Origin of the sequence: Limimaricola cinnabarinus, assembly GCF_002723615.1 — a bacterium.
Classification (GTDB): Bacteria; Pseudomonadota; Alphaproteobacteria; order Rhodobacterales; family Rhodobacteraceae; genus Limimaricola; species Limimaricola cinnabarinus_B.
Map to the genome: position 1 here is coordinate 19,453 of NZ_KZ304965.1, position 22,483 is coordinate 41,935.

The following is a 22,483-nucleotide window of genomic DNA, read 5'->3' on the forward strand; positions in this document are numbered from 1 at the left end:
CGTCCAGAGTGTCACCACGGCGGCGCGGGATACAAGGGGGCGTACCACAATACGGACAGCGGTTTCACATATCGGGATCAGTAGCCCAGGACGGTATCGGCCGCATGGGCGAGATCGACCAGCACTTCGGGCATGGCGAACTCGGCCGGGTGGTCTTCGAGCAGGCCGTCATCATAGCCCCGCGCCTTGGCCGACATGCCCGAGACGCGAAACCGCGCGCCCGCCTCGGCCAGCCCGGTCAGATGGTCGCCGAGCCGCCCCGTGCCCGCGCCTTCGAGCCCGGCATGATCGGGGGCGAGCAGATGCACCCCGTCGCCCGCAAAGAACACCGTCACCTCGTGGCCCTTGCGCGCGGCGGTGAGCGCGACGAGGCAGCCCAGCGTCGCCTTGTTGGGATCGGCGGGGCCGGTGTGGATATGCACGAGAAAGCGCGGCATGGCGGGTCTCCTTGTGATGCGCCCGGCGGAACGGGGCTTCAGGAGACCGCCATCATGGCGAGTCGGTCAAGCGCGGCTCAGCCGGCGGCCCGGCCCAGCGCGCCGTCGACCGCCGAGAGGATCTCGTCGATCTCGGCCTTGCCCGCGATCAGCGCGGGCGCGAACAACAGCACGTTGTTGAAGCCCGGCACAGAGCGGTTGGTCGCGCCGATGATCACGCCCTGCTTCAGGCAATCGGCCACCACCGCCTGCACCAGCGCCTCCGCCACCGGTTCGCGCGTGGCGCGGTCGACCACGAGCTCCGCCCCGGCAAAGAGCCCCTTGCCGCGCACATCGCCGATCAGCGCGTGCTTTTCCATCAACCCCTGCAGCCCCTCCTGCAGGTAGGCGCCCATGCGGGTGGAATTGCCGAGCAGGTCCTCCTCTTCGAGGATGGCGAGGTTTTCGAGCGCGGCGACCGGCCCCGAGGCGCAGCCGCCGAAGGTCGAGATGTCGCGGAAATGCGCCATCGGATCGCTCGCGTCCTTGAACTTCTCGAACACCGCCTCGGTGGTCACGCAGCAGGAGATCGCGGCGTAGCCCGAGGCGACGCCCTTGGCCATGGTGACGATATCCGGCTTCACGCCGAACTGCTGGTAGCCGAACCATGTGCCGGTGCGCCCCATGCCGCAGACCACCTCGTCGATATGCAGCAGGATGTCGTATTTGGCGCAGATCTCCTGCACCTTCTGCCAATACCCCTCGGGCGGCAGGATGATGCCGCCACCGGCCGTGATCGGCTCGAGGCAGAGCGCGCCCACCGTGTCGGGCCCCTCGCGCAGGATCACCTCCTCGATCGCCTCGGCGGCGCGCAGGCCGTAATCCTCGCCCGCGAGCCCGTCCTGCGCGCGGTATTCGAGGCAATGGGGGACCATCACGAACTCCGGCACGAAGGGGCCGTATTGCGCGTTGCGCTCCTGCTGCCCGCCCGCCGAGAGGCAGGCGATGGTGGTGCCATGATAGTCGCGCTCGCGGTAGAGGATCTTGGACTTGCGGCCGCCGTGATGCTTGTGGGCGATCTGGCGCACCATCTTGAAGGCCTTCTCATTGGCCTCGGAGCCGGAATTGGCGAGATAGACCCGCGACAGCCCCGGCATCTTGGCGATCAGCGCCTCGGCGAAGCGGGCGCCGGGCACGGTCCCCTGCGCGCCTGCGAAATAGCACATCTTCACCAGCTGCTCGCGCACCGCGTCGGCGATGCGTTCCCGCCCGTAGCCGACATTGACGGTCCAGACGCCGCCCGACACCGCGTCGAGATGTTCCTTGCCGGTGATGTCCCAGACCCGCATGCCGCGCCCCTCGACGATGATGCGCGGATCGGTCGTCTCCAGCGCGCGGTGCTGGATCATGTGGTGCCAGACATGGGCGCGGTCGGCCTCGATGACGCGGGCGGGGTCGTTATGCATCAGATCGTCCATGGGGGCCTCGCTGGCAGGTGTCGCAGCCCACTCTGACCGGGCGGCGGGGACGGTCAAGCAAAACACGAAGGCCGCGGCGCCCAAAATTTACCGTTTGGGAAAAAAAGAAACCGTGTCAGGCTCGATCCAACGGAATGCCGCCACGGGGGACGTCTCATGCCTGCCCAGCCACAGACCGGCCAGACCGGCCCCATCGCCGGACGCCTGAGCGCCGATGCCCTCGCGGAGAATTTCGCCGACCTGCACCCGCCGCTGAGCGCGCATGAGGCGCGGGTCGCCGCCGACCGCTGCTATTTCTGCCATGACGCGCCTTGCGTCACCGCCTGCCCGACCGGGATCGACATCCCGCTCTTCATCCGCGAGATCCAGGCCGGCCGCCCCGAGACGGCGGCGCGCGAGATCTTCGAGGCCAACATACTGGGCGGCATGTGCGCGCGGGTCTGCCCGACCGAGGTGCTGTGCGAAGGGGCCTGCGTGCGCGAGGCGGCCGAGGGCAGGCCGGTCGAGATCGGCCTGCTGCAACGCCACGCCACCGACAGCCTGATGGCGCGGCAGGGGCATCCCTTCACCCGCGCGCCCCGCACCGGCAAGCGGGTGGCGGTGGTGGGCGCGGGGCCCGCCGGGCTCGCCTGCGCGCACCGGCTGGCGCGGCACGGCCATGACGTCGTGATCCACGAGGGCGCGCCCAAGCCCGGCGGGCTCAACGAATACGGCATCGCCGCCTACAAGTCGGTCGATGATTTCGCGGCGCGCGAGGCGGCGTGGATCATGGGGATCGGCGGGATCGAGCTGCGGCACGGCCAATGGCTCGGGCGCAAGGTGACGCTCGACGCGCTGCGCGAGGAGTACGACGCGGTGTTTCTCGGCATCGGCCTGTCGGGCGTCAACGCGCTGGGCCTCGACGGGCCCGATCTCGAAGGGGTGCATGACGCCGTGACCTTCATCTCGGCGCTGCGGCAGTCCGAGGAACTCTCGACCCTGCCGATCGGGCGCGAGGTGGTGGTGATCGGCGGCGGCATGACGGCGATCGACTGCGCGGTGCAGGCCAAGGCGCTGGGGGCCGAGAGCGTGACGCTGGTCTATCGCCGGGCGCGCGCGGCGATGGGGGCCAGCGGTTTCGAGCAGGATCTCGCGGCGCGGCGCGGCGTGCGGCTGATCTTCGAGGCGGCGCCCGTCGCGGTCGAGGGCGAGGGGCGGCTTTCGGCGGTGGTGTTCGAGCGGATGGCCGAGGGGCCGGACGGGCTCGCCCCCACCGGCGCGCGCTTCACCCTTCCGGCCGACCAGATGTTCCGCGCCGTGGGGCAGCGCCTGGGCGACGCGAACGGGTTGGAAACCGTACAGGGGAAAGTTGTGACGCAGGGTAGCGGCCGCACCGCCATGGACAAGGTCTGGGCCGGAGGCGACTGTGCGGCGGGTGGCGACGACCTGACCGTCACGGCCGTGGCGCAGGGTCGGGATGCCGCCGAGGACATTCACCGCGTATTGACGGACTAGACCCATGGCATTCACCGGCATCTTTCTTCAACCGATCCCGATCGACGATCAGGATCGCGCGCTCGCCTTCTATCGCGACGTGATCGGCATGGAGGTGGCGGTCGATGCCGAGCTCGATGATGACTGGCGGATGGTGATGATGCGGCTGCCCGGCACCCGCACCAAGGTGCAGTTCGCCCGCCGCCACGAGCTGAGCTTTTCCGAGGAAGTGCCCTGCCTCTACCTCGAATGCGAGGATCTCGACGCCGAGGCCGAGCGGCTGAGCGCCGCCGACGTGCGCTTCGTCACCGCCCCGACCGAGCTGCCCTGGAGCGATACCGAGCGCTTCGCCATGTTCCGCGACAGCGAGGGCAACACCGTGCTGATGCACGCCGCACCCCGAGAAGGATGATGCCATGGCCGACCTGACCACCCGCTTCCTCGGGATCGAGAGTCCCAACCCGTTCTGGCTTGCCTCCGCGCCGCCGACGGACAAGGAATACAACGTCCGCCGCGCCTTCGAGGCCGGTTGGGGCGGGGTGGTCTGGAAGACGCTGGGGGCCGAGGGGCCCCCGGTCGTCAACGTCAACGGCCCGCGCTACGGCGTGGTGCACGGGCCCGACCGGCGGGTGCTCGGCCTCAACAACATCGAGCTGATCACCGACCGCGACCTCAAGACCAATCTCGAGGAGATGGCGCGGGTGAAGGCCGATTACCCCGACCGCGCGCTGATCGCCTCGATCATGGTGCCCTGCGAGGAGGCGGCGTGGAAGGCGATCCTGCCGCGCGTGGCCGAGACCGGTGCCGACGGGATCGAGCTCAATTTCGGCTGCCCGCACGGCATGAGCGAGCGCGGCATGGGCTCGGCGGTGGGGCAGGTGCCCGACTACATCGAGATGGTCGCGCGCTGGTGCAAGCAGCATTACGACCGTCCCGTCATCGTGAAGCTCACCCCCAACATCACCGACATCCGCAAGCCCGCCGAAGCGGCAAGGCGCGGCGGTGCCGATGCGGTGAGCCTGATCAACACCATCAACTCGATCACCGCGGTCGATCTCGACCGGATGGCGCCCGAGCCCACGATCGACGGCAAGGGCAGCCATGGCGGCTATTGCGGCCCGGCGGTGAAGCCGATCGCGCTGTCGATGGTCTCCGAGATCGCGCGCAACCCCGAGACGCATGGCCTGCCGATCTCGGGCATCGGCGGGATCACCACATGGCGCGACGCGGCCGAGTTCATGGTGCTCGGCGCGGGCAACGTGCAGGTCTGCACCGCCGCGATGACCTATGGCTTTCGCATCATTGAGGAGCTTTGCGCCGGGCTGTCGGACTGGATGGACGAAAAGGGCTACCGCTCCACCGCCGATTTCGTGGGCCAGGCGGTGCCCAACGTCACCGATTGGAAGAACCTCAACCTCAACTACGTCGCCAAGGCGCGGATCGACCAGGAGCTCTGCATCAAATGCGGGCGCTGCTATGCCGCCTGCGAGGACACCAGCCACCAGGCCATCGCGATGACGCCCGACCGGGTGTTCGAGGTGATCGACGCCGAATGCGTCGCCTGCAACCTGTGCGTCGATGTCTGCCCGGTCGAGAACTGCATCGAGATGGTGCAGATGGAGGCGGGCCGCGTCGATCCGCGCACCGGTCGCGTGGTCTCGCCCGATCACGCCGACTGGACCACCCACCCCAACAACCCGATGGCGCAGGCCGCGGAGTAGGGTTCAGCTTCGGCCCGCCGGGACTGCGGGGTCGAGCACCGTCCCGAACACCCGCTCGAGCCAGGCCTCGGCGGCGGGAAAGGGGTCGGTCTCGCCCATGATCGCGCGCAGCTGCACCTCGAAATCGGCGTAATGCTGGGTCAGCGCCCAGATCGAGAAAATGAGGTGATGCGGATCGACGGGCGCGATTCGCCCCTCATCCGCCCATTTCGCGATCAGCTTCGCCTTTTCATCGACCAGCGCCTTGAGCGGGCCTTCGAGCACCGGGCGCGCGCGCGGCGCGCCTTGCAGGATCTCGTTGGCGAAGAGGCGGCTTTCGCGCGCATGGTCGCGGCTCATCTCGAGCTTGCGCCGCACATAGCCCATGATCTGCGCGCGCGGCTCGCCCTCGGGGTCGAGCGCCCGCAGCGGGGCCAGCCACAGCTCCATCAGGTTTTCGAGGATCGCGAGATGCAGCGCCTCCTTGGAGCGGAAATAATAGAGCAGGTTGGGCTTGGACAGCCCCGCCACCTGCGCGATGCGGTCGAGCGTCGCGCCGCGAAAGCCGCGCGCGGCAAAGACCTCGAGCGCCGCGTCGAGGATCACCGCGCGGTTGCGCGCCTGGATGCGGGTCTGCGGCGGGGTGTCGTTCATCTGCGGGTCCTGTCGAAGAGGCGGCACGCCGCGCGCCCGCGTCGCCGGTCACTGGCCCGCGGGCGCAGCCCGTGCTTGACTGGTGACAACGCTTTGATAGCGTGAATTTTACCGGCGGTCAAATCAATGCGCCGCCGCGATCCGCAGGAGATGCTCCATGTCCGCCCCCGGCGAAAACTTCAGGATCGACGGCGCGCGGCTGTGGGACAGCCTGATGCAGATGGCCGAGATCGGCCCCGGCGTGGCGGGCGGCAACAATCGCCAGACGCTGACCGATGCCGATGCCGAAGGGCGCGCGCTCTTTGCCAAATGGTGCGCCGAGAGCGGGCTTTCGATGGGCGTGGATGCGATGGGCTCGATGTTCGCCCGGCGCGAGGGCAGCGATCCCGAGGCGCTGCCGGTCTATGTCGGCAGCCATCTCGACACCCAGCCCACGGGCGGCAGATATGACGGCGTGCTCGGCGTTCTGGCCGGGCTCGAGGTGATCCGCACCCTCGACGATCTGGAGGTGACGACACGCCGCCCGATCGTGGTGGTCAACTGGACCAACGAGGAAGGCACGCGCTTTGCCCCGGCGATGATGGCCTCTGGCGTCTTTGCCGGGCAGCATGATCTCGACTGGGCCTATGCGCGCGAGGATGCGCAGGGAAAGCGCTTTGGCGACGAGCTGGAGCGGATCGGATGGAAGGGCGAGGAAGAGGTCGGCGCGCGCAGGATGCACGCCCTTTTCGAGCTGCATATCGAGCAGGGGCCGATCCTCGAGGCCGAAGGCAAGGAGATCGGCGTGGTCACCCATGGGCAGGGCCTGTGGTGGCTGGAGATCCGGCTCACCGGCAAGGAGAGCCATACCGGCTCCACCCCGATGCACATGCGCGTCAATGCCGGGCTCGGCATGGCGCGCATCACCGACGCCGTGCACCGCATCGCCATGTCGCATCAGCCCGACGCCGTGGGCGCGGTGGGGCAGGCCGATATCTGGCCCAATTCGCGCAACGTGATCCCGGGCCGGGCGGTGTTCACCGTCGACATCCGCTCGCCCGACGCGGCCAAGCTTGCCGCGATGCGCGCCGAGGTCGAGGCCGAGGCGGAGCGGATCGCGGACGAACTGGGGCTGGGGCTCGAGATCGAGCCCACCGGGCATTTCGAGCCGGTGACCTTCGATGCCGATTGCGTGGGCCTCGTGCGTGCCGCCGCCGAACGGCTGGGCCATGCGCATCGCGACATCGTCTCTGGCGCGGGGCATGATGCCTGCTGGATCGCGGGCATCGCCCCCACGGCGATGGTCATGTGCCCGTGCAAGGACGGGCTGAGCCACAACGAGGCCGAAGAGATCACGCCCGATTGGGCGGCAAAGGGGGCGGATGTGCTGCTGCACGCCGTCGTCGAGGCGGCGGAGGTGGTCCGGTGAGAGGCCCCGGGCGCGACGACAGGCTTGACCTGCCCCTTTTCCGGCCTCTCTGGATCGGCACGACGAAGTTTCAGGAGAGTCCGATGCCCAGAATGACCCGAATGCTGCCCGTGCTGGCGCTGCTGCCCCTGCTGGCCGCTTGCGAGGAGCTGAACACCGTTGCGGTCGAACAGCCGGCACCGGTCTTTCCCGCGCCCGAACCCGCGCCCGCGCCTGCGCCTGCCCCGGAGCCCTCGGCGCGCCTCTCGACACCGGCCCCCGTGGCCTCCGCCCCGATCTCCAACCCCGAGCCGGCCCCGGCACCTGCCCCGGCGGCACCCGCGCCGGGCCCCGAGGCGGTGGTCGCCTCCGCACCGCAGGAGAACATCTCGGCCCCCGCCGTGGTGCTCGATGCGCTGCTGCCCGGCACCCCGCCTTCGGCGGTGTTCCAGAACGGCGATGGCTGCTACCTGTTTTCGATCGAGCGCACCGAGCCGCTGAGCGGCTACCCGGTGCGCAATGCCGCCGGTGCGCCGCTTTGCGAGAATGACGACGGCACCGTGGGGCCGCGCCCCGCCAGCTGATCCGGGGGCCGGGAGGGGGCGATGCCGGCCGGACCCGCGCCGCCGCCCCCGACCGCCCGCAGACCCTTTCGAACCGGGGCGCGCCCGCGCTTCGGAATGCGCCACGGCCCCTGCATGAAGGGCCGGGCCTGACAGAGAGGGAAACGGCATGGGCTCCACGGTCATCAGGAACGGCACGATCGTCACGGCGGATCTGAGCTACGAGGCGGATCTGCTGATCGAAGGGGGCCGCATCACGGCGATCGGCCACGGCCTGACCGGCGACGAGGTGCTCGACGCCACGGGCTGCTACGTGATGCCCGGCGGGATCGACCCGCACACCCATCTGGAAATGCCCTTCATGGGCACCCATTCGACCGATGATTTCGCCTCCGGCACCCGCGCGGCCATCGCGGGCGGCACCACCATGGTCGTCGATTTCGCGCTGCCCAGCCCCGGCCAGAGCCTGCTCGACGCGCTGAAGACCTGGCACAACAAGTCGGGGCAGGCGGCCTGCGACTATTCCTACCACATGGCGATCACCTGGTGGGACAGGCAGGTCTTCGACGAGATGGAGACGGTGGTGCGCGATCACGGCATCACCAGCTTCAAGCATTTCATGGCCTACAAGGGCGCGCTGATGGTGAATGACGACGAGCTCTTCGCCTCCTTCTCGCGCTGCGCCGAGCTGGGCGCGATCCCGATGGTGCATGCCGAGAACGGCGACGTGGTGGCCGAGCTTCAGGCGCGGCTGCTTTCGGAGGGCAACACCGGCCCAGAGGCGCATGCCTATTCGCGGCCCAGCTCGGTCGAGGGCGAGGCGACCAACCGCGCGATCATGATCGCCGACATGGCGGGCGTGCCGCTCTATGTGGTCCACACCTCCTGCGAGGAGGCGCATGAGGCGATCCGGCGGGCCAAGATGCAGGGCAAGCGGGTCTGGGGCGAGCCGCTGATCCAGCATCTCATTCTCGACGAGAGCGAATACGCCCATCCCGACTGGGACCACGCCGCGCGCCGGGTGATGAGCCCGCCCTTCCGCGACAAGCGCCATCAGGACAGCCTCTGGGCCGGTCTCGCCTCCGGCACGCTCTCGGTCGTGGCGACCGATCACTGTGCCTTCACCACCGAGCAGAAGCGCAACGGCGTGGACGATTTCACCAGGATCCCCAACGGCACCGGCGGGCTGGAGGACCGGATGCCGCTTTTGTGGACGCATGGCGTGAACACCGGGCGGCTGACGATGAACGAATTCGTCGCCGTCACCTCCACGAACAGCGCCAAGATCCTCGGCTGCTACCCGAAGAAGGGCGCGATCCTCGTCGGCGCGGATGCCGACATCGTGGTCTGGGACCCCGAGAAGGAAAAGACCATCACCGCGGCCGCGCAGGTCTCGGCGATCGATTACAACGTCTTCGAAGGGCAGAAGGTGAAGGGCCTGCCGCGCTACGTGCTGAGCCGGGGCCATGTCTCCTTGCGCGACGGCGCGCTCGACACCCGCGAGGGGCATGGCGAATTCGTCGCGCGGGCGCCGCAAGGCCCGGTGAACCGGGCGCTGTCCTCCTGGAAGACGCTGACCGCGCCGCGCCCGGTGGCGCGGTCGGGGATTCCGGCCAGCGGCGTCTGAGCTTCGCCGCGTCGCGGCACTGGTGATGGAAGGAGCGCTGGGCTAGTCTCGCGCGGCAGCGATCTGGAGACATGCGATGCGGGTACTTGTGACGGGCGGGGCGGGCTATATCGGCAGCCATACCCTGGTGGAGCTTCTGGAGCGCGGCCACGAGGTGGCCTGCGTCGACAACTACTCCAACGGCACGCCCGAGGCGCTGCGCCGCGTGGGCGAGCTGGTGCCGCAGGGCGCGCTCGAGGCGCATGAGGCCGATATCCGCGACACCGCGGCGCTGGGGCGGGTCTTCGAGGCGTTCCGCCCCGAGGCGGTGATCCATTTCGCCGGGCTGAAAGCCGTGGGCGAAAGCGTCGAGAAGCCGGTCGACTATTACGACGTCAACGTCTCGGGCACGCTGTCGTTGCTGCGCGCCATGGATGGTGCGGGCTGCGGGCGGATCATCTTCTCCTCATCGGCCACGGTCTACGGCGAGCCGGTGTTCCTGCCCTATACCGAGGAGCACCCGCTCGCGCCGACGAGCGTCTATGGCCACACCAAGCGCTTCGCCGAGCAGATCCTCGCGGATTGGGCGGCGGCGCGGCCCGGCGCCGCGGCAATGCTCCTGCGCTATTTCAACCCGGTGGGCGCCCATGCCTCGGGCCGGATCGGCGAGGACCCGGCCGGCATCCCCAACAACCTGATGCCCTTCCTCGCGCAGGTGGCGACGGGGCGGCAGGAGAAGCTGCGGATCTTCGGCGATGATTACCCCACGCCCGACGGCACCGGCGTGCGCGACTACATCCATGTCGTCGATCTGGCCCGCGCCCATGTCGCGGCGCTCGACCGCGCCTGCGGGATCGAGGGCAGCGAGACCTACAATATCGGCACCGGGCAGGGCTATTCGGTGCGCCAGATGCACGCGGCCTTCTCGAAGGCGGTGGGGCGCGAGCTGCCCGCCGAGGTGCTGCCGCGCCGGGCCGGCGACATCGCCGAGATGCAGGCCGATTGCGCCCGCGCGGCGCAGGCGCTGGGCTGGCGCGCCGAACACGGGGTCGAGGCGATGGCGCGCGATCTGTGGCATTGGCAATCGGCCAACCCGCAGGGCTATGCCACCCCGCAGACGCAGGACGCCTGACGGGCTCAGGTGGCGGGGATCTGATCCCGGTCTTCGATCCGGGCGGTGGGGCGATCGACGAGCGCCCGGCCGCCCTCGACCCAGCGGGCCACGACGGCGCGCAGCGCATCGTCATCGCTTTCGGCCACGGCCGCGCGCAGCGCCTTCATCCCGGCGGCGACCTCGATCTCGCTCAGATGCGCCTCGCGGGCCAGCATGATCTTGGGATGCGGCGTGCCGATCTGGTTCTCGCCGATCAGCAGCTCCTCATGCAGCTTCTCGCCCGCCCGCAGCCCGGTCAGGCGGATCTCGATGTCGCCATCGGGGTTCTGCTCGTCGCGCACCATGTAGCCGGCGGATTCGATCATCTGCCGCGCGAGATCGTAGATCTGCACCGGCGCGCCCATGTCGAGCACGAAGACGTCGCCGCCGGTGGCGAAGGTGCCCGCGACGAGCACGAGGCGAGCGGCTTCGGGGATGGTCATGAAGTAGCGGGTGACCTCGCGGTGGGTCAGGGTGACGGGGCCGCCCTTGCAGATCTGGTCGTGGAACAGCGGGATCACCGAGCCCGAGGAGCCGAGCACGTTGCCGAAGCGGACCATCGAATAGATCGTCCTCACCGAGCGGTTGGCGAGATCCTGCACCACCAGCTCGGCCATGCGCTTGGAGGCGCCCATCATGTTCTTGGGGCGCACCGCCTTGTCGGTCGAGATCAGGATGAAGCGCGCCACCCCCGCCTCGCCGGCGGCCTGTGCGAGGGTATGGGTGCCCAGCACGTTGTTGGCAAAGCCCGCCACCGGATTCTGCTCGACCAGCGGCACATGCTTGTAGGCGGCGGCGTGCAGCACGATCTCGACCTCGTGGTCGGCCAGCACCCGGCGCACCAGCGGCGCGTCGCAGACCGACCCCAGCACCGGCACGATCTCCACCCGCAGGTCGAGCGCCAGCGCCGAAAGCTCCTGGTCGAGCTTGTAGAGCGCAAGCTCGGACAGCTCGAACAGCACCAGCCGCCGCGGCCGGCAGGCGAGGATCTGGCGGCACAGCTCGGAGCCGATCGAGCCGCCCGCGCCCGAGATCAGCACCGCGCGGCCGCGATAGGTCTCCGAGCCGCCGGGCAGCTCGGCATCGAGCGGCGCGCGGCCCAGGAACTGCCCCGGCACCACCGGGCGCAGCTGTTCGACGAGCGGCACGCCATTGCCGGCCAGCTGCGCAAAGGAGGGCAGGGTCTGCACGTCCAGCCCGTTCTCCTCGAGCTTGCGCGACAGCTGCGCCAGCCGGGCGCGCGGCACCGAGGGCATGGCCAGAAGCACCCGGTCGACCCGCTTGGTGCGCACCAGCCGCGCGATCGCGGCGGGGGCGTGCACGTGCAGCCCCTGCATGATCGCGCCCTGAAGCATCTTGTTGTCGTCGATATAGGCCACGGGGCGGACGGTCTCGTCGGTCCTCAGCGCGGCGACGAGCTGCTGACCGGTGCGCCCGGCGCCGTAGACCAGAACGCGCAGCTTGGGCTGCTGGCGATAGGCGTTCAGCACCAGCTTGAGCATCACCGCGCGGCTGCTCACCGCGAGCAGCAGGTAGACCATGGAGAAGGTGACGAAGGTGGCACCGGGCGTGTTGCCGCCGCCCGCGCGCTCGATCAGCCAGCCCGAAGGCCCCAGAAGCGCCGCATGCACCGCCGACAGCGCGATGGCCCGGCTTTCATAGGCCTTGAGTTGCACCCGGTGGATGTTCATGCCGATCTCGATCACGGCGCAGGCCGCCATGAGCACCGGGATGAGCATCCAGTTGCGCATCATGTGGGTGCTGTCGGGAAACTCGTTGAGCTGCAGCGCCATCGCCAGCAGCATCGCCACCGGCACCAGCAGCACGTCGTTGGACAGGATCAGCCATTGCTTGGTGGCGCGTGACAGGCGCGTGATGATGCCGAGCATTTCCATCGCCTTGCCCACTTTATCGAAAAGGCCGTTCCACGCGCCTCCGACCCGTGCGACCGCTTTCGTCATTCCCGCTCGCATCCCAGAAAAACCGTTCACAGGGTTATCCGACGTGACGTCATAAATCAATCGCCCTTGGCGGGAACCCGCCGAGGCGGACCCACCGCCCGCGCGCTGCGTCGCTGCGGTAGAACGGTCCTTGCCGTCTGGACGAGCAACCACAGGTCGAAACAGGGTGTGGCGTGACGCTGGTAGACGAGGTCGAGCCGGGCCTTGCGCGGTACGCAGCGGCGCCGATAGACCGCGTCGGTCTCCTCGGCCGAGCGGCAGGCCGAAAGCAGCCGCTCTTCGGTGGCGTGGTAGCGCAGGCTGGCGAGCCCGGTGATCCCCGGCCGCGAGCGCAGCACCTCGGCGTAAAGCTCGGGGAAGGCCTCGACATAGACGCGCAGCGGCGGGCGTGGCCCGACGAGGCTGATATCGCCGCGGATGACGTTCCAAAGCTGCGGCAGCTCATCGGCCCGGCAGCGCCGCAGCAGCCGGTGCAGCCGCGACATGCGGGCCGACTTGTCGCCGCCCGTCACCCCGGTGGCGCGGGTGCCGTAGGCGGCGGGGCGCATGGTGCGCAGCTTGATCAGGCCAAAGGGCTCGTGCGGCGTGCGCATCCGCTCGGCCACATAGAAGACCGGCCGCCCCTCGAACGCCAGCAAGAGCAGGATCAGAACCAGCAGCACCGGCCAGAGCAGCGCCAGCAGCAGCAGCGCCACCGCGAGATCGAAGAGACGCTTGGCGCGGGTCATGCGAGGGTCCAGCCGGCCATGCGCGCCTCGGCCACCAGCCCCGGCGCGGTGGCGGGCGCGACGGCGCCGATCGCTGCCGCGAGGCGCGAGGTGTCGAGCCGCGTGCGCGGCAGCGCGCCGGGCGGCGCGGCGCGCCAGGCCCAGCGCGCGCCCGCGGCATCGAGGATCTCATCCATGCCGACCGCGCCGGGCTGGGCGAGATTGAGCACCGGCGGCAGGGTGTCGGCCGCGCATAGCGCGTCGAGCGCGCGGGCCAGCGTCAGCGGGCCGAGATAGGCGCGGCGCGGCGCCCGCCCGTCCTCGAAGCGGTCAAGCGTCACCGGCCCGGCCGACATGGCGCCGAAGAGCTGGTCGCAGCCGGCGATGTTGGCAAGCCGCAGGCAGCAGGCCGCCGGGGCCTGCTCCCCGAGCCGCCCGACATGGGCGGCGACGGCGCGCTCCATCGCAAGCTTGGCTTCGCCGTAGGGGGCAGCGGGGGCGGCGCTGTCCTCGCGGCCGGGATCGGCCTCGCGGCCGTAGACCGCGGCCGAGGACATCAGCAGCACCGGCCCGAGCCCGTCGCGCGCCGCCAGCCGCAGCGCGGCCAGCGCCAGATCGGTGTTGGCCGCGAGCGCGTCGGGCGACCCTTCGGTGACGCCCGCCAGCACCACCACGCCGCGCACCGGGCGCGGCAGGGCAGGGGGCGCTTCGCGCATGTCCCAGGCATAGTCGCCCCGGCGGCCATGCCACAGCGCGGCGCGGCCCATGGGCCAATGCCCGTCATCCGCCAGACGGCGCAGCGCCCGGCCGATGCGGCCGGTGCCACCGAGAATCAGGGGCCCTGTCTGCGCTGTGTCCGCGGTCATGGCTTTCGGCTAACCGATCGCGGCGCATGGCGCCAGATCCCCTCAGCCCCGGAAAGCCGCGCGCGCGCCGATCAGCCGCAGACTGCCGCTCAGATAGCACAGCGCCCCGAAGACCCATGCCAGCGGCGCGAACCAGTCCGGCCACAGGCACAGCGCCACGAAGAAGCCAATCGTCTCGGTGCCCTCCAGCAGGCCGTTCGAGAAATAGAGCGACTTGATGCCCTGCGCCGAGGTCTGCATGGCGCGCTTTTCCGCGAGGATCGCGTAGCCGAGGAAGGTCGTGCCGTTGAAATAGAAGGCCGCGAGCAGGAAGGCTCCCGCCGCGCCGTTGGCCGCGGGATCGGCCAGCACGAAGGCCAGCGGCACCGCGCCGTAGAAGGCGAAATCGGCGGCGATGTCGAGATAGCCGCCCCAGTCGGTCCGGCGCGTCGCCCGCGCCACCGCCCCGTCGAGCCCGTCGGCCAGCCGCGAGGCCAGAAGCGGCCAGAGCGCCCAGCCCGGCGCGCCAAGCGCGATCAGCGCCGCCGAGAAAAGCCCCAGCCCCAGCCCCGCCAGCGTCACCCCGTCGGCGGTCGCGCCGCGCCGCGCCAGCATGCGGCCCAGCCGGTTCAGCGGCGGGTCGATCAGGCGGCGGGCGGCGGTGTCGAGCATCTAGGCCTCTTCGGGCGGGGGCGGCTCATCATCGCGCCGCCGCCTGGCCGCGTCCATGGCGGGCGGCGCGGATGACGCGATGGTGAGAGGATCACATCGTGTCGTCGATGATCGGCTGCATGGAGACATAGGTCGAGGTGCCCGCGACGCCCGGCAGGGCCGAGATCTTCGAGCCCAGCACCTCGCGGTAGCTGCGGATGTCGCGGGTGCGCACCTTCAGCAGGTAATCGAAACTGCCGGCGATCAGGTGGCACTGCTCGACCTCGGTGATCATGCGGACGGCGGCGTTGAAGGCCGTGAGCGACTTCTCGGTGGTGTCCATGAGCCGCACCTCGACGAAGGCGACATGGTCGAGTCCGAGCTTGGCGGGGTCGATCACCGTGCGAAAGCCGCGAATCACGCCCTTCTCCTGCAGCCGCTTCAGCCGCACCTGGCAGGGCGATTTCGACAGGCCGACCCGCACCGCCAGCTCGGTGACCGGAAGCCGAGCGTTTGCAGCCAATTCCGCGAGGATGCGGTAGTCGGTGCGGTCCAGATGGCTGCCAGTGTCGGAATTGCTCATCTTTCGTCCCGCCAATAACGAAGAAATCAATGCAAAAGGCGCGTCTGCCGTCGATTTTCGGGAAACGCGCCTTAGCTGTTCAGGAGTAGGATGATTGGGACATTTACTCAAGGGGGTCCGCCAATGAGCGAGCTTGACGATCTGCGCCACCGCATCCGTGCCGATCATCGACGCGATGAGCCCGCGGTTCTCGCCGATCTGATGGCGCGCGACCCGATCTCGCCCGAAACCCGCGCCGCCGCGACCCGGCGCGGCACGGCGCTCGTGCAGGCGATCCGCAACGACACGCGCCCCGGCATCATGGAGGCCTTCCTCGCCGAATACGGCCTCTCGACCCGCGAGGGCATCGCGCTGATGTGCCTCGCCGAGGCGCTCTTGCGCGTGCCCGACGCCAAGACCATCGACGCGCTGATCGACGACAAGATCACCCCCTCGGACTGGAGCGCGCATCTCGGAAAAGCCGCCTCGCCGCTGGTCAACGCCTCGACCTGGGCGCTGATGCTCACCGGCAAGGTGCTCGACGAAAAGGGCGAGGGGCTCGGCCTCGTGCTGCGCCGCGCGATCAAGCGCCTGGGCGAGCCGGTGATCCGCGCCGCGACCTATGCCGCGATGCGCGAGATGGGCAAGACCTTCGTGCTGGGCCGCGACATCGACGAGGCGATCAAGCGCAGCCACGGCCCGATGCAGAAGGGCGTGACCTACTCCTACGACATGCTGGGCGAGGCGGCGCTGACCGCGCGTGACGCCGCCGGCTTCATGAAGAGCTACGAGAACGCCATCGCGCGGATCTCGAAGGAGGCCACCGCCGCCGACATCCGCGACAATCCCGGCATCTCGGTCAAGCTCTCGGCGCTGCACCCGCGCTACGAGGAGGCCCAGCGCGAGCGGGTCATGGAAGAGCTGGTGCCGCGCCTCACCAAGCTCGCCCGTGCCGCCAAGGCGGGCAACATGGGGCTCAACATCGACGCCGAGGAGGCCGAGCGGCTCGACATCTCGCTCGACATCATCGAGGCGGTGCTGTCGGACCCCGAGCTCGCGGGCTGGGACGGCTTCGGCGTCGTGGTGCAGGCCTTCGGCCGGCGCGTCGGCGGCGTGATCGACTGGCTCTACGCCCTGTCGGAAAAGCTCGACCGCAAGATCATGGTCCGCCTCGTCAAGGGCGCCTATTGGGACACCGAGATCAAGCGCGCGCAGGTCGAGGGCCTGCCCGACTTCCCGGTCTTCACCGAAAAGGCCGCGACCGATGTGGCGTGGCTCTCCTGCGCCAAGCGCCTGCTTGGCATGACCGACCGGATCTACCCGCAATTCGCGACCCACAACGCGCATTCCGTCGCCGCCGTCATGGAGATGGCGGGCGAACGGCGCGACTTCGAGTTCCAGCGCCTGCACGGCATGGGCGAGGCGCTGCACGACAAGCAGATGGACCTGTCGCAGACGCGGCTGCGGATCTATGCCCCCGTTGGCGCGCATCGCGATCTTCTGGCCTATCTGGTGCGTCGCCTGCTCGAGAATGGCGCGAACTCCTCCTTCGTGAACCAGATCGTCGATGAGGGCGTGCCCGCCGAGGTGGTCGCCGCCGATCCGTTCGAGAAGCTTGGCGGTCCGCGTCCCGAGGAGCTGCGCGACCCGCGCGCGCTGTTCCAGCCCGAGCGCAAAAACTCCAAGGGCTGGGATCTCACCGCGCTCGACCAGATCGAGGAATTCGACGCGGGCCGCGCGGCTTTCAAATCCGCGACCTGGCGCTCCGAGCCGATCCTCGCCACCGAGGAACCCGCCGAGGGCGACGAGGTGCTACCCGTCACCAATCCGGCCGACCCGTCGGACGTGGTGGGCGAGGTGGTGATGTCCTCCAAGGCCGATGTCGAAAGCGCCATCGCCCATGCCCGCCGCTGGCAGGCCCCGGCCTCGACCCGCGGCGCGACGCTGCGCCGCGCCGCCGATCTGTTCGAGGAAAACGCGCACGAGTTCTTCGCGCTCACCGCGCGCGAGGCGGGCAAGACGCCCAAGGACGCCGTGGCCGAGCTGCGCGAGGCGGTCGATTTCCTGCGCTACTACGCCGCCCGTGGCGAGGAGCTGAAGGACCCGGCGCGCGGCACCTTCGCCTGCATCAGCCCGTGGAACTTCCCGCTGGCGATCTTCACCGGGCAGGTCGCCGCGGCACTCGCCGCCGGCAACGCCGTGCTGGCCAAGCCTGCCGAATCCACGCCGCTCACCGCGGCGCTAGGCGTGCGGCTCCTGCACGAGGCGGGCGTGCCGCGCGACGCGCTGCAGCTCCTGCCCGGCGCGGGCAAGGTGGTGGGTGCGGCGATCACCTCGGACCCGCGCATCGCGGGGGTGTGCTTCACCGGTTCGACCGAAACCGCGATCGGCATCGACCGCGCCATGGCCGCCAACATGGACCCGACCGCGCCGCTCATCGCCGAGACCGGCGGTCTGAACGCGATGATCGTCGATTCCACCGCGCTGCCCGAGCAGGCGGTGCGCGACATCGTGGTCTCGGCCTTCCAGTCGGCGGGGCAGCGCTGCTCGGCGCTCAGAATGCTCTACCTGCAGGAGGACATCGCGGATCGCTTCCTCGAGATGCTCAAGGGCGCCGCCGAGGAGATGGGGATCGGCGATCCGTGGAGCCACTCCACCGATGTCGGCCCGGTGATCGACGCACGCGCCGAGAAGGGCATCGTCGAGCATGTCGAGAAGGCCCGCGCCGAGGGGCGGCTGATGTGGCAGCTCGCAACGCCCGAAAAGGGCTTCTATGTCGGGCCTGCGCTGATCAAGCTCGGCGGCATCGAGGAGCTGGAGCGCGAGATCTTCGGCCCGGTGCTGCATGTCGCGACCTTCAAGTCGACCGAGATCGACGACGTGATCGACGCGGTCAACGCCACCGGCTACGGGCTGACCTTCGGGCTGCACACCCGGATCGACGACCGGGTCGAGCATGTGACGCGGCGGGTCCATGTCGGCAACCTCTACGTCAACCGCAACCAGATCGGCGCCATCGTCGGCTCCCAGCCCTTCGGCGGCGAGGGGCTGTCGGGCACCGGGCCCAAGGCGGGCGGGCCGAACTACGTCGCCCGCTTCACCGAGCCGATGCGCATCGCCTCACAGCCCGCCAATGGCCGCGAGGTGCCCAGCGAGAAGGTGCAGGCGCTGCTCGACACGGCCACCCCCGATCCCGACCGCAGGGACACCGTCACCCTGCCGGGGCCGACGGGGGAATCGAACCGGCTCTCGGTCGTGCCGCGCGGCACCGTGCTTTGCCTCGGCCCCTCGGCCGATGAGGCGCAGGCGCAGATGGAGGCGGCGCGCGCCGCCGGCAACGCCGCGATCGGCATCGCGCCGGGGCTGAGCGGCGAAGACACGCTCGACGGCACGCTCGACCCGGCGGCGCTGGAGAAGCTCTCGGGCTTCGACGCGGTGGCGCTGCGCGGCGGCGCGGATGCCCTGCGCCCGTTCCGGGCCGCGCTCGCCGCGCGCGAGGGCAAGCGCATCCTGCTTCTGTCCGAGGAAGACATCGAGATGCGCCTGCATCTCGAACGCCATGTCTGCGTCGACACCACGGCGGCGGGCGGCAATGCCAGCCTGCTCGCCAGCGTCGGCTGATCCGAATGTCGGGGCCTTGAGGCCCCGGCCGATGCGCTGCCGAAATGTCGGAGCAGGCGTATTTGAAGAAAGATGAAAGGGAACGGCGTCGCGCGGATGGGTGACGCCGTTTCTTCTTTTCGGCCGTCCGGGTGATGGCGTCACGGCGAAGTGTCGCCTGCCCCGCAAAAACAGGGACCGCGTTCCGCCCGATCGGGGCTAAGCTTTCATCGTCATTAGCCAGGGGAGGGGCGCATGACGATGCAGATGTCGCTCGACGACAAGTACACGGCCGAAACCGGCCACGTCTTTCTGACCGGTATCCAGGCGCTGGTGCGCCTGCCGATGACCCAGATGCGGCGCGACCGCGCCGCCGGGCTCGACACCGGCACATTCATCTCGGGATATCGCGGCTCGCCCTTGGGCGGCTACGACCAGCAGCTGATGGCCGCGAAGAAGCATCTCGACCCGCTCGACATCCGCTTCCAGCCGGGCGTCAACGAGGATCTCGCCGCCACCGCCGTCTGGGGCAGCCAGCAGCTCGCCCTGTCCGAAGGCGCGAGGAAGGACGGCGTGCTCGGCCTGTGGTACGGCAAGGGGCCGGGCGTCGATCGCTCGGGCGACGTGCTCAAGCACGCCAACGCCGCCGGCACTGCGCCGCATGGCGGCGTGCTGGCTTTCGCCGGTGACGACCACACCTGCAAGTCGTCCTCGATCCCGCACCAGTCCGACCACGCCTTCATCTCGGCCCTGATGCCGATGCTCTATCCCAGCTCCGTGCACGAGTTTCTTGAGTTGGGCCTGCTCGGCATTGCCATGTCGCGCTATTCGGGCTGCTGGGTCGGCTACAAGGTGATCTCCGAGACGGTCGAAACCTCGACCGTCGTCGATCTCGGGCAGGAGCGGCGGCAGTTCCTTCTGCCCACCGATTTCGACATGCCCGAGGGCGGCCTCAACCTGCGCTGGCCCGACGCGCCGCTGGTGCAGGACGAGCGGCTGCAGGAGCACAAGGGCTTCGCGGCGCTGGCCTTCGCCCGCGCCAACCGGGTCGATCAGGTGACCATCGACACGCCCGATGCCCGCTTCGGCATCGTCGCCTCGGGCAAGGCCTATGAGGACGTGCGCCAGGCCCTGGCCGAGATGGGGCTCGGGCCGGACGAGTGGAAGGCGATCGGGCTCAGGCTCTACAAGGTGCGCATGCCCTGGCCGCTGGAGCCGGAGGGCATCCGCCACTTCTCCGAGGGGCTCGAAGAGGTGCTGATCGTCGAGGAGCGCCGCGAGATCATCGAGAACCAGATCAAGCAGCAGCTCTTCAACTGGCGCGCCGACGTGCGGCCGCGGATCATCGGCAAGCATGACGAGAAGGACCGCCCCTTCCTGTCGCTGAGCCAAGGCCTCACCGTCGGCTCGGTCGGCCGCGCCATCGCCGACCGTCTCCTGCATATCGACCTGCCCGAGGGGCTGCACGACCGGATCGAATCCGAGCTGCGCCGGCTTGAGGCCGGCCATGCGCGCGGACAGACGCACGAGGCACCGATCACCCGCCTGCCGCATTACTGCCCGGGCTGCCCGCACAACACCTCGACCAAGGTGCCCGAGGGCTCCAAGGCCATGGCCGGCATCGGCTGCCACTACATGGTGCAGTGGATGGACCGCAACACCGAGACCTTCACCCATATGGGCGCCGAGGGCGTGCCGTGGTCCTCGATCGGGCTTTTCACCGACGAGAAGCACCGCTTCGTCAATCTCGGCGACGGCACTTTCTTCCATTCCGGCCATCTCGCGATCCGCCAGTCGGTCGCGGCCAAGGCCAACATCACCTACAAGATCCTCTACAACGACGCGGTCGCCATGACCGGCGGCCAGAAGGTCGACGGGCCGCTCTCGCCCGAGCAGGTGACCCATCAGGTCAAGCATGAGGGCGTGGCCAAGATCGTGCTGCTCTCGGACCACCCCGAGAACTACTCGACCTCCGAGCTGGCGCCCGGCACCGAGATCCGCCACCGCGACGAGCTCGACGCGGTGATGAAGGAGCTGCGCGAGATCTCCGGCGTGACCATCATGGTCTATGTCCAGACCTGCGCCGCCGAGCTGCGCCGCCGCCGCAAGCGCGGCAAGGCCGACGATCCGGACATGCGGGTGCATATCGACCCCGCGGTCTGCGAGGGCTGCGGCGACTGCTCGGTGCAGTCCAACTGCATCGCGGTCGAGCCCTTGGAAACCGAGCTGGGCCGCAAGCGCCAGATCAACCAGTCGGCCTGCAACAAGGATTTTTCCTGCCTCAAGGGCTTCTGCCCCTCCTTCGTGACGCTGCGCGGCGCCAAGCCGCACAAGCGCCCGGCGGCCGAAGGCCCCGACGTCTCGATGCTGCCCGAACCCGCGCTGCCCGAGATCGACAGGCCCTGGAACGTCGCCGTCACCGGGGTGGGGGGCACCGGCGTGCTGACCATCGGCGCGCTTCTGGGCGTCGCGGCGCATATGGAGGGGCTCTCGCCGATGATCCTCGACATGGCCGGTCTCGCGCAGAAGGGCGGCGCGGTGCTCAGCCACATCCGCATCTCGACCCATGAGCGGCCCGCGACCGCGCCGCGCATCGCCACCGGCACCGCCGACCTGCTGCTCGCCGCCGACAGCGTGGTGGCCGCCTCGAAGGACGGCGTGACGCTGTGCGACCCCGAGCGGACCCACGCGGTGATGAGCACCAAGCTCTCGCCCACCTCGGATTTCGTGCGCCAGCGCGATTTCGACTTCCGCTCGGCGGGGGTGATGCGCGCGGTCGAGAAGACGGTCCGGTCCTCGGAGCATTTCCACGATTTCGCCCATGTCGCGCGCGAGCTCTGCGGCGACGAGATCGCGGTCAACATCATGATGCTGGGCTATGCCTGGCAGCAGGGCTTCATCCCCGTGGGCCGCGAGGCCATCGCCGAGGCCGTGCGCCTCAACGGCGTGGCGGTGCAATCCAACCTCGACGCCTTCGACTGGGGCCGCGTCATGGCCGCCGAACCCGCACGGGTGATCGCCGAGATGGGCGAGGCCGAGGAGGTCCCGCATATCCCGCAGGCGCAGATGTCGCTCGACCAGCTGGTGGCGCATCGCACCGGGCACCTGACCGATTACCAGGACGCGAAGCTCGCCCGGCGCTACACCGACCGCGTGGCGCAGGTTCGCGCCGCGGTGGAGGGCCACGCGCAAGGCGACAAGATCATTCGCGCCGTGGCGCAGAACTATGCCAAGCTTCTGTCCTACAAGGATGAATACGAGGTGGCGCGGCTCTTTACCCGGCCCGAATTCTCGGAGAACCTGAAGAAGCAGTTCGACGGCGACTACAGGATCGCCTTCAACCTCGCGCCACCGGGCCTGCCCGGCACCGACGCCGAGGGCCGCCCGAAGAAGCGCGAGTTCGGGCCCTGGATCCTCAAGGCGTTCGGCCTCTTGGCGCAGGGCAAACGGCTGCGCGGGACGGCGTTCGACGTCTTTGGCCGCAGCGAGGAGCGCAGGCGGGAGCGGGCGCTGATCGGGGCCTATGAGGCGGATATGGACCTCGCGCTGTCGAAGCTGGGGCAGGGGCGCGACGCCGAGATCCTCAAGCTTCTGGACCTGCCCGACCAGATCCGCGGCTACGGGCCGGTGAAACTGGCGGCGATGGAGCAGGCGGCGCCCCGGCGCGACGCGCTGCGCGCCGCGATCATGGACGATGCGCCGCATCAGCTCGCGGCGGAATAGGGAG

At 69.4% G+C, this 22,483-nt stretch carries 17 protein-coding genes; 9 read left to right on the forward strand and 8 right to left on the reverse strand.

Features of this window, described 5'->3' with window-relative positions:
* Nucleotides 1-77: 77 nt before the first annotated feature.
* Both CJ301_RS13410 and CJ301_RS13415 read right to left on the reverse strand, forming a co-directional pair.
* Nucleotides 78-437, reverse strand: a complete 360-nt coding sequence (locus CJ301_RS13410; protein ID WP_099277897.1) for a DsrE family protein — start codon at nucleotides 435-437, stop codon at nucleotides 78-80.
* A gap of 77 nt (nucleotides 438-514) precedes the next feature.
* Nucleotides 515-1,894, reverse strand: a complete 1,380-nt coding sequence (locus tag CJ301_RS13415) for an aminotransferase family protein (RefSeq protein WP_099277898.1) — start codon at nucleotides 1,892-1,894, stop codon at nucleotides 515-517.
* A 156-nt stretch (nucleotides 1,895-2,050) separates the two neighbouring features.
* On the opposite strand from CJ301_RS13415, the gene CJ301_RS13420 reads away from it, so the two are divergent.
* Genes CJ301_RS13420 through preA form a run of 3 tightly spaced genes read left to right on the forward strand, consistent with a single transcriptional unit; the run spans nucleotide 2,051 to nucleotide 5,088 of the window.
* The gene (locus CJ301_RS13420) at nucleotides 2,051-3,388 is read left to right on the forward strand and encodes an NAD(P)-dependent oxidoreductase (protein WP_099277899.1); all 1,338 of its coding nucleotides are present in this window, start codon (nucleotides 2,051-2,053) and stop codon (nucleotides 3,386-3,388) included.
* Nucleotides 3,389-3,392: 4 nt separating this feature from the next.
* Entirely contained in the window at nucleotides 3,393-3,779 is a 387-nt protein-coding gene (locus tag CJ301_RS13425) for a VOC family protein (RefSeq protein WP_099277900.1), read from the forward strand.
* Nucleotides 3,780-3,783: 4 nt separating this feature from the next.
* A complete protein-coding gene (gene preA, locus CJ301_RS13430; protein ID WP_099277901.1) occupies nucleotides 3,784-5,088 on the forward strand; it encodes an NAD-dependent dihydropyrimidine dehydrogenase subunit PreA in 1,305 nt (434 codons plus the stop codon).
* A gap of 3 nt (nucleotides 5,089-5,091) precedes the next feature.
* On the opposite strand, the gene CJ301_RS13435 is transcribed toward preA, so the two are convergent.
* The gene (locus CJ301_RS13435; protein ID WP_099277902.1) at nucleotides 5,092-5,721 is read right to left on the reverse strand and encodes a TetR family transcriptional regulator C-terminal domain-containing protein; all 630 of its coding nucleotides are present in this window, start codon (nucleotides 5,719-5,721) and stop codon (nucleotides 5,092-5,094) included.
* Nucleotides 5,722-5,878: 157 nt separating this feature from the next.
* Between CJ301_RS13435 and CJ301_RS13440 the strand changes: the two genes are divergently transcribed.
* The 4 genes from CJ301_RS13440 (at nucleotide 5,879) to galE (ending at nucleotide 10,409) form a co-directional block, all read left to right on the forward strand.
* Nucleotides 5,879-7,129, forward strand: coding sequence for a Zn-dependent hydrolase (locus CJ301_RS13440; protein WP_099277903.1), 1,251 nt, complete (start codon nucleotides 5,879-5,881; stop codon nucleotides 7,127-7,129).
* 83 nt (nucleotides 7,130-7,212) lie between these two features.
* Nucleotides 7,213-7,692 (forward strand): hypothetical protein, encoded by a 480-nt coding sequence (locus CJ301_RS19020; RefSeq protein ID WP_216823298.1) that lies wholly within the window; start codon nucleotides 7,213-7,215, stop codon nucleotides 7,690-7,692.
* 148 nt (nucleotides 7,693-7,840) lie between these two features.
* Nucleotides 7,841-9,298: a dihydropyrimidinase gene (gene hydA / locus CJ301_RS13450; RefSeq protein WP_099277904.1), complete on the forward strand. Its 1,458-nt coding sequence runs from the start codon at nucleotides 7,841-7,843 to the stop codon at nucleotides 9,296-9,298.
* Nucleotides 9,299-9,374: 76 nt separating this feature from the next.
* Nucleotides 9,375-10,409 carry a UDP-glucose 4-epimerase GalE gene (gene galE / locus CJ301_RS13455; protein ID WP_099277905.1) on the forward strand — a complete coding sequence of 345 codons (1,035 nt, stop codon included), beginning with the start codon at nucleotides 9,375-9,377 and terminating at the stop codon, nucleotides 10,407-10,409.
* 5 nt (nucleotides 10,410-10,414) lie between these two features.
* Here the strand turns inward: galE and CJ301_RS13460 are convergent, their stop codons facing one another.
* The 5 genes from CJ301_RS13460 to CJ301_RS13480 form a co-directional block, all read right to left on the reverse strand.
* Nucleotides 10,415-12,319 (reverse strand): polysaccharide biosynthesis protein, encoded by a 1,905-nt coding sequence (locus CJ301_RS13460; RefSeq protein ID WP_437438419.1) that lies wholly within the window; start codon nucleotides 12,317-12,319, stop codon nucleotides 10,415-10,417.
* Between the two features lie 128 nt (nucleotides 12,320-12,447).
* Nucleotides 12,448-13,119 (reverse strand): sugar transferase, encoded by a 672-nt coding sequence (locus CJ301_RS13465; RefSeq protein ID WP_099277907.1) that lies wholly within the window; start codon nucleotides 13,117-13,119, stop codon nucleotides 12,448-12,450.
* Complete coding sequence (locus tag CJ301_RS13470) at nucleotides 13,116-13,964, reverse strand: NAD-dependent epimerase/dehydratase family protein (RefSeq protein ID WP_099277908.1); 849 nt, start codon at nucleotides 13,962-13,964, stop codon at nucleotides 13,116-13,118. The genes CJ301_RS13465 and CJ301_RS13470 overlap by 4 nt, the downstream gene beginning before the upstream one ends.
* Before the next feature lie 42 nt (nucleotides 13,965-14,006).
* Nucleotides 14,007-14,615 (reverse strand): CDP-alcohol phosphatidyltransferase family protein, encoded by a 609-nt coding sequence (locus CJ301_RS13475; protein WP_099277909.1) that lies wholly within the window; start codon nucleotides 14,613-14,615, stop codon nucleotides 14,007-14,009.
* Nucleotides 14,616-14,706: 91 nt separating this feature from the next.
* Nucleotides 14,707-15,177, reverse strand: coding sequence for an Lrp/AsnC family transcriptional regulator (locus CJ301_RS13480; protein ID WP_099277910.1), 471 nt, complete (start codon nucleotides 15,175-15,177; stop codon nucleotides 14,707-14,709).
* Between the two features lie 123 nt (nucleotides 15,178-15,300).
* Between CJ301_RS13480 and putA the strand changes: the two genes are divergently transcribed.
* Nucleotides 15,301-18,777 carry a bifunctional proline dehydrogenase/L-glutamate gamma-semialdehyde dehydrogenase PutA gene (putA, locus tag CJ301_RS13485; RefSeq protein WP_099277911.1) on the forward strand — a complete coding sequence of 1,159 codons (3,477 nt, stop codon included), beginning with the start codon at nucleotides 15,301-15,303 and terminating at the stop codon, nucleotides 18,775-18,777.
* Nucleotides 18,778-19,011: 234 nt separating this feature from the next.
* Nucleotides 19,012-22,479: an indolepyruvate ferredoxin oxidoreductase family protein gene (locus CJ301_RS13490; protein ID WP_099277912.1), complete on the forward strand. Its 3,468-nt coding sequence runs from the start codon at nucleotides 19,012-19,014 to the stop codon at nucleotides 22,477-22,479.
* The last annotated feature ends 4 nt before the right edge of the window (nucleotides 22,480-22,483 follow it).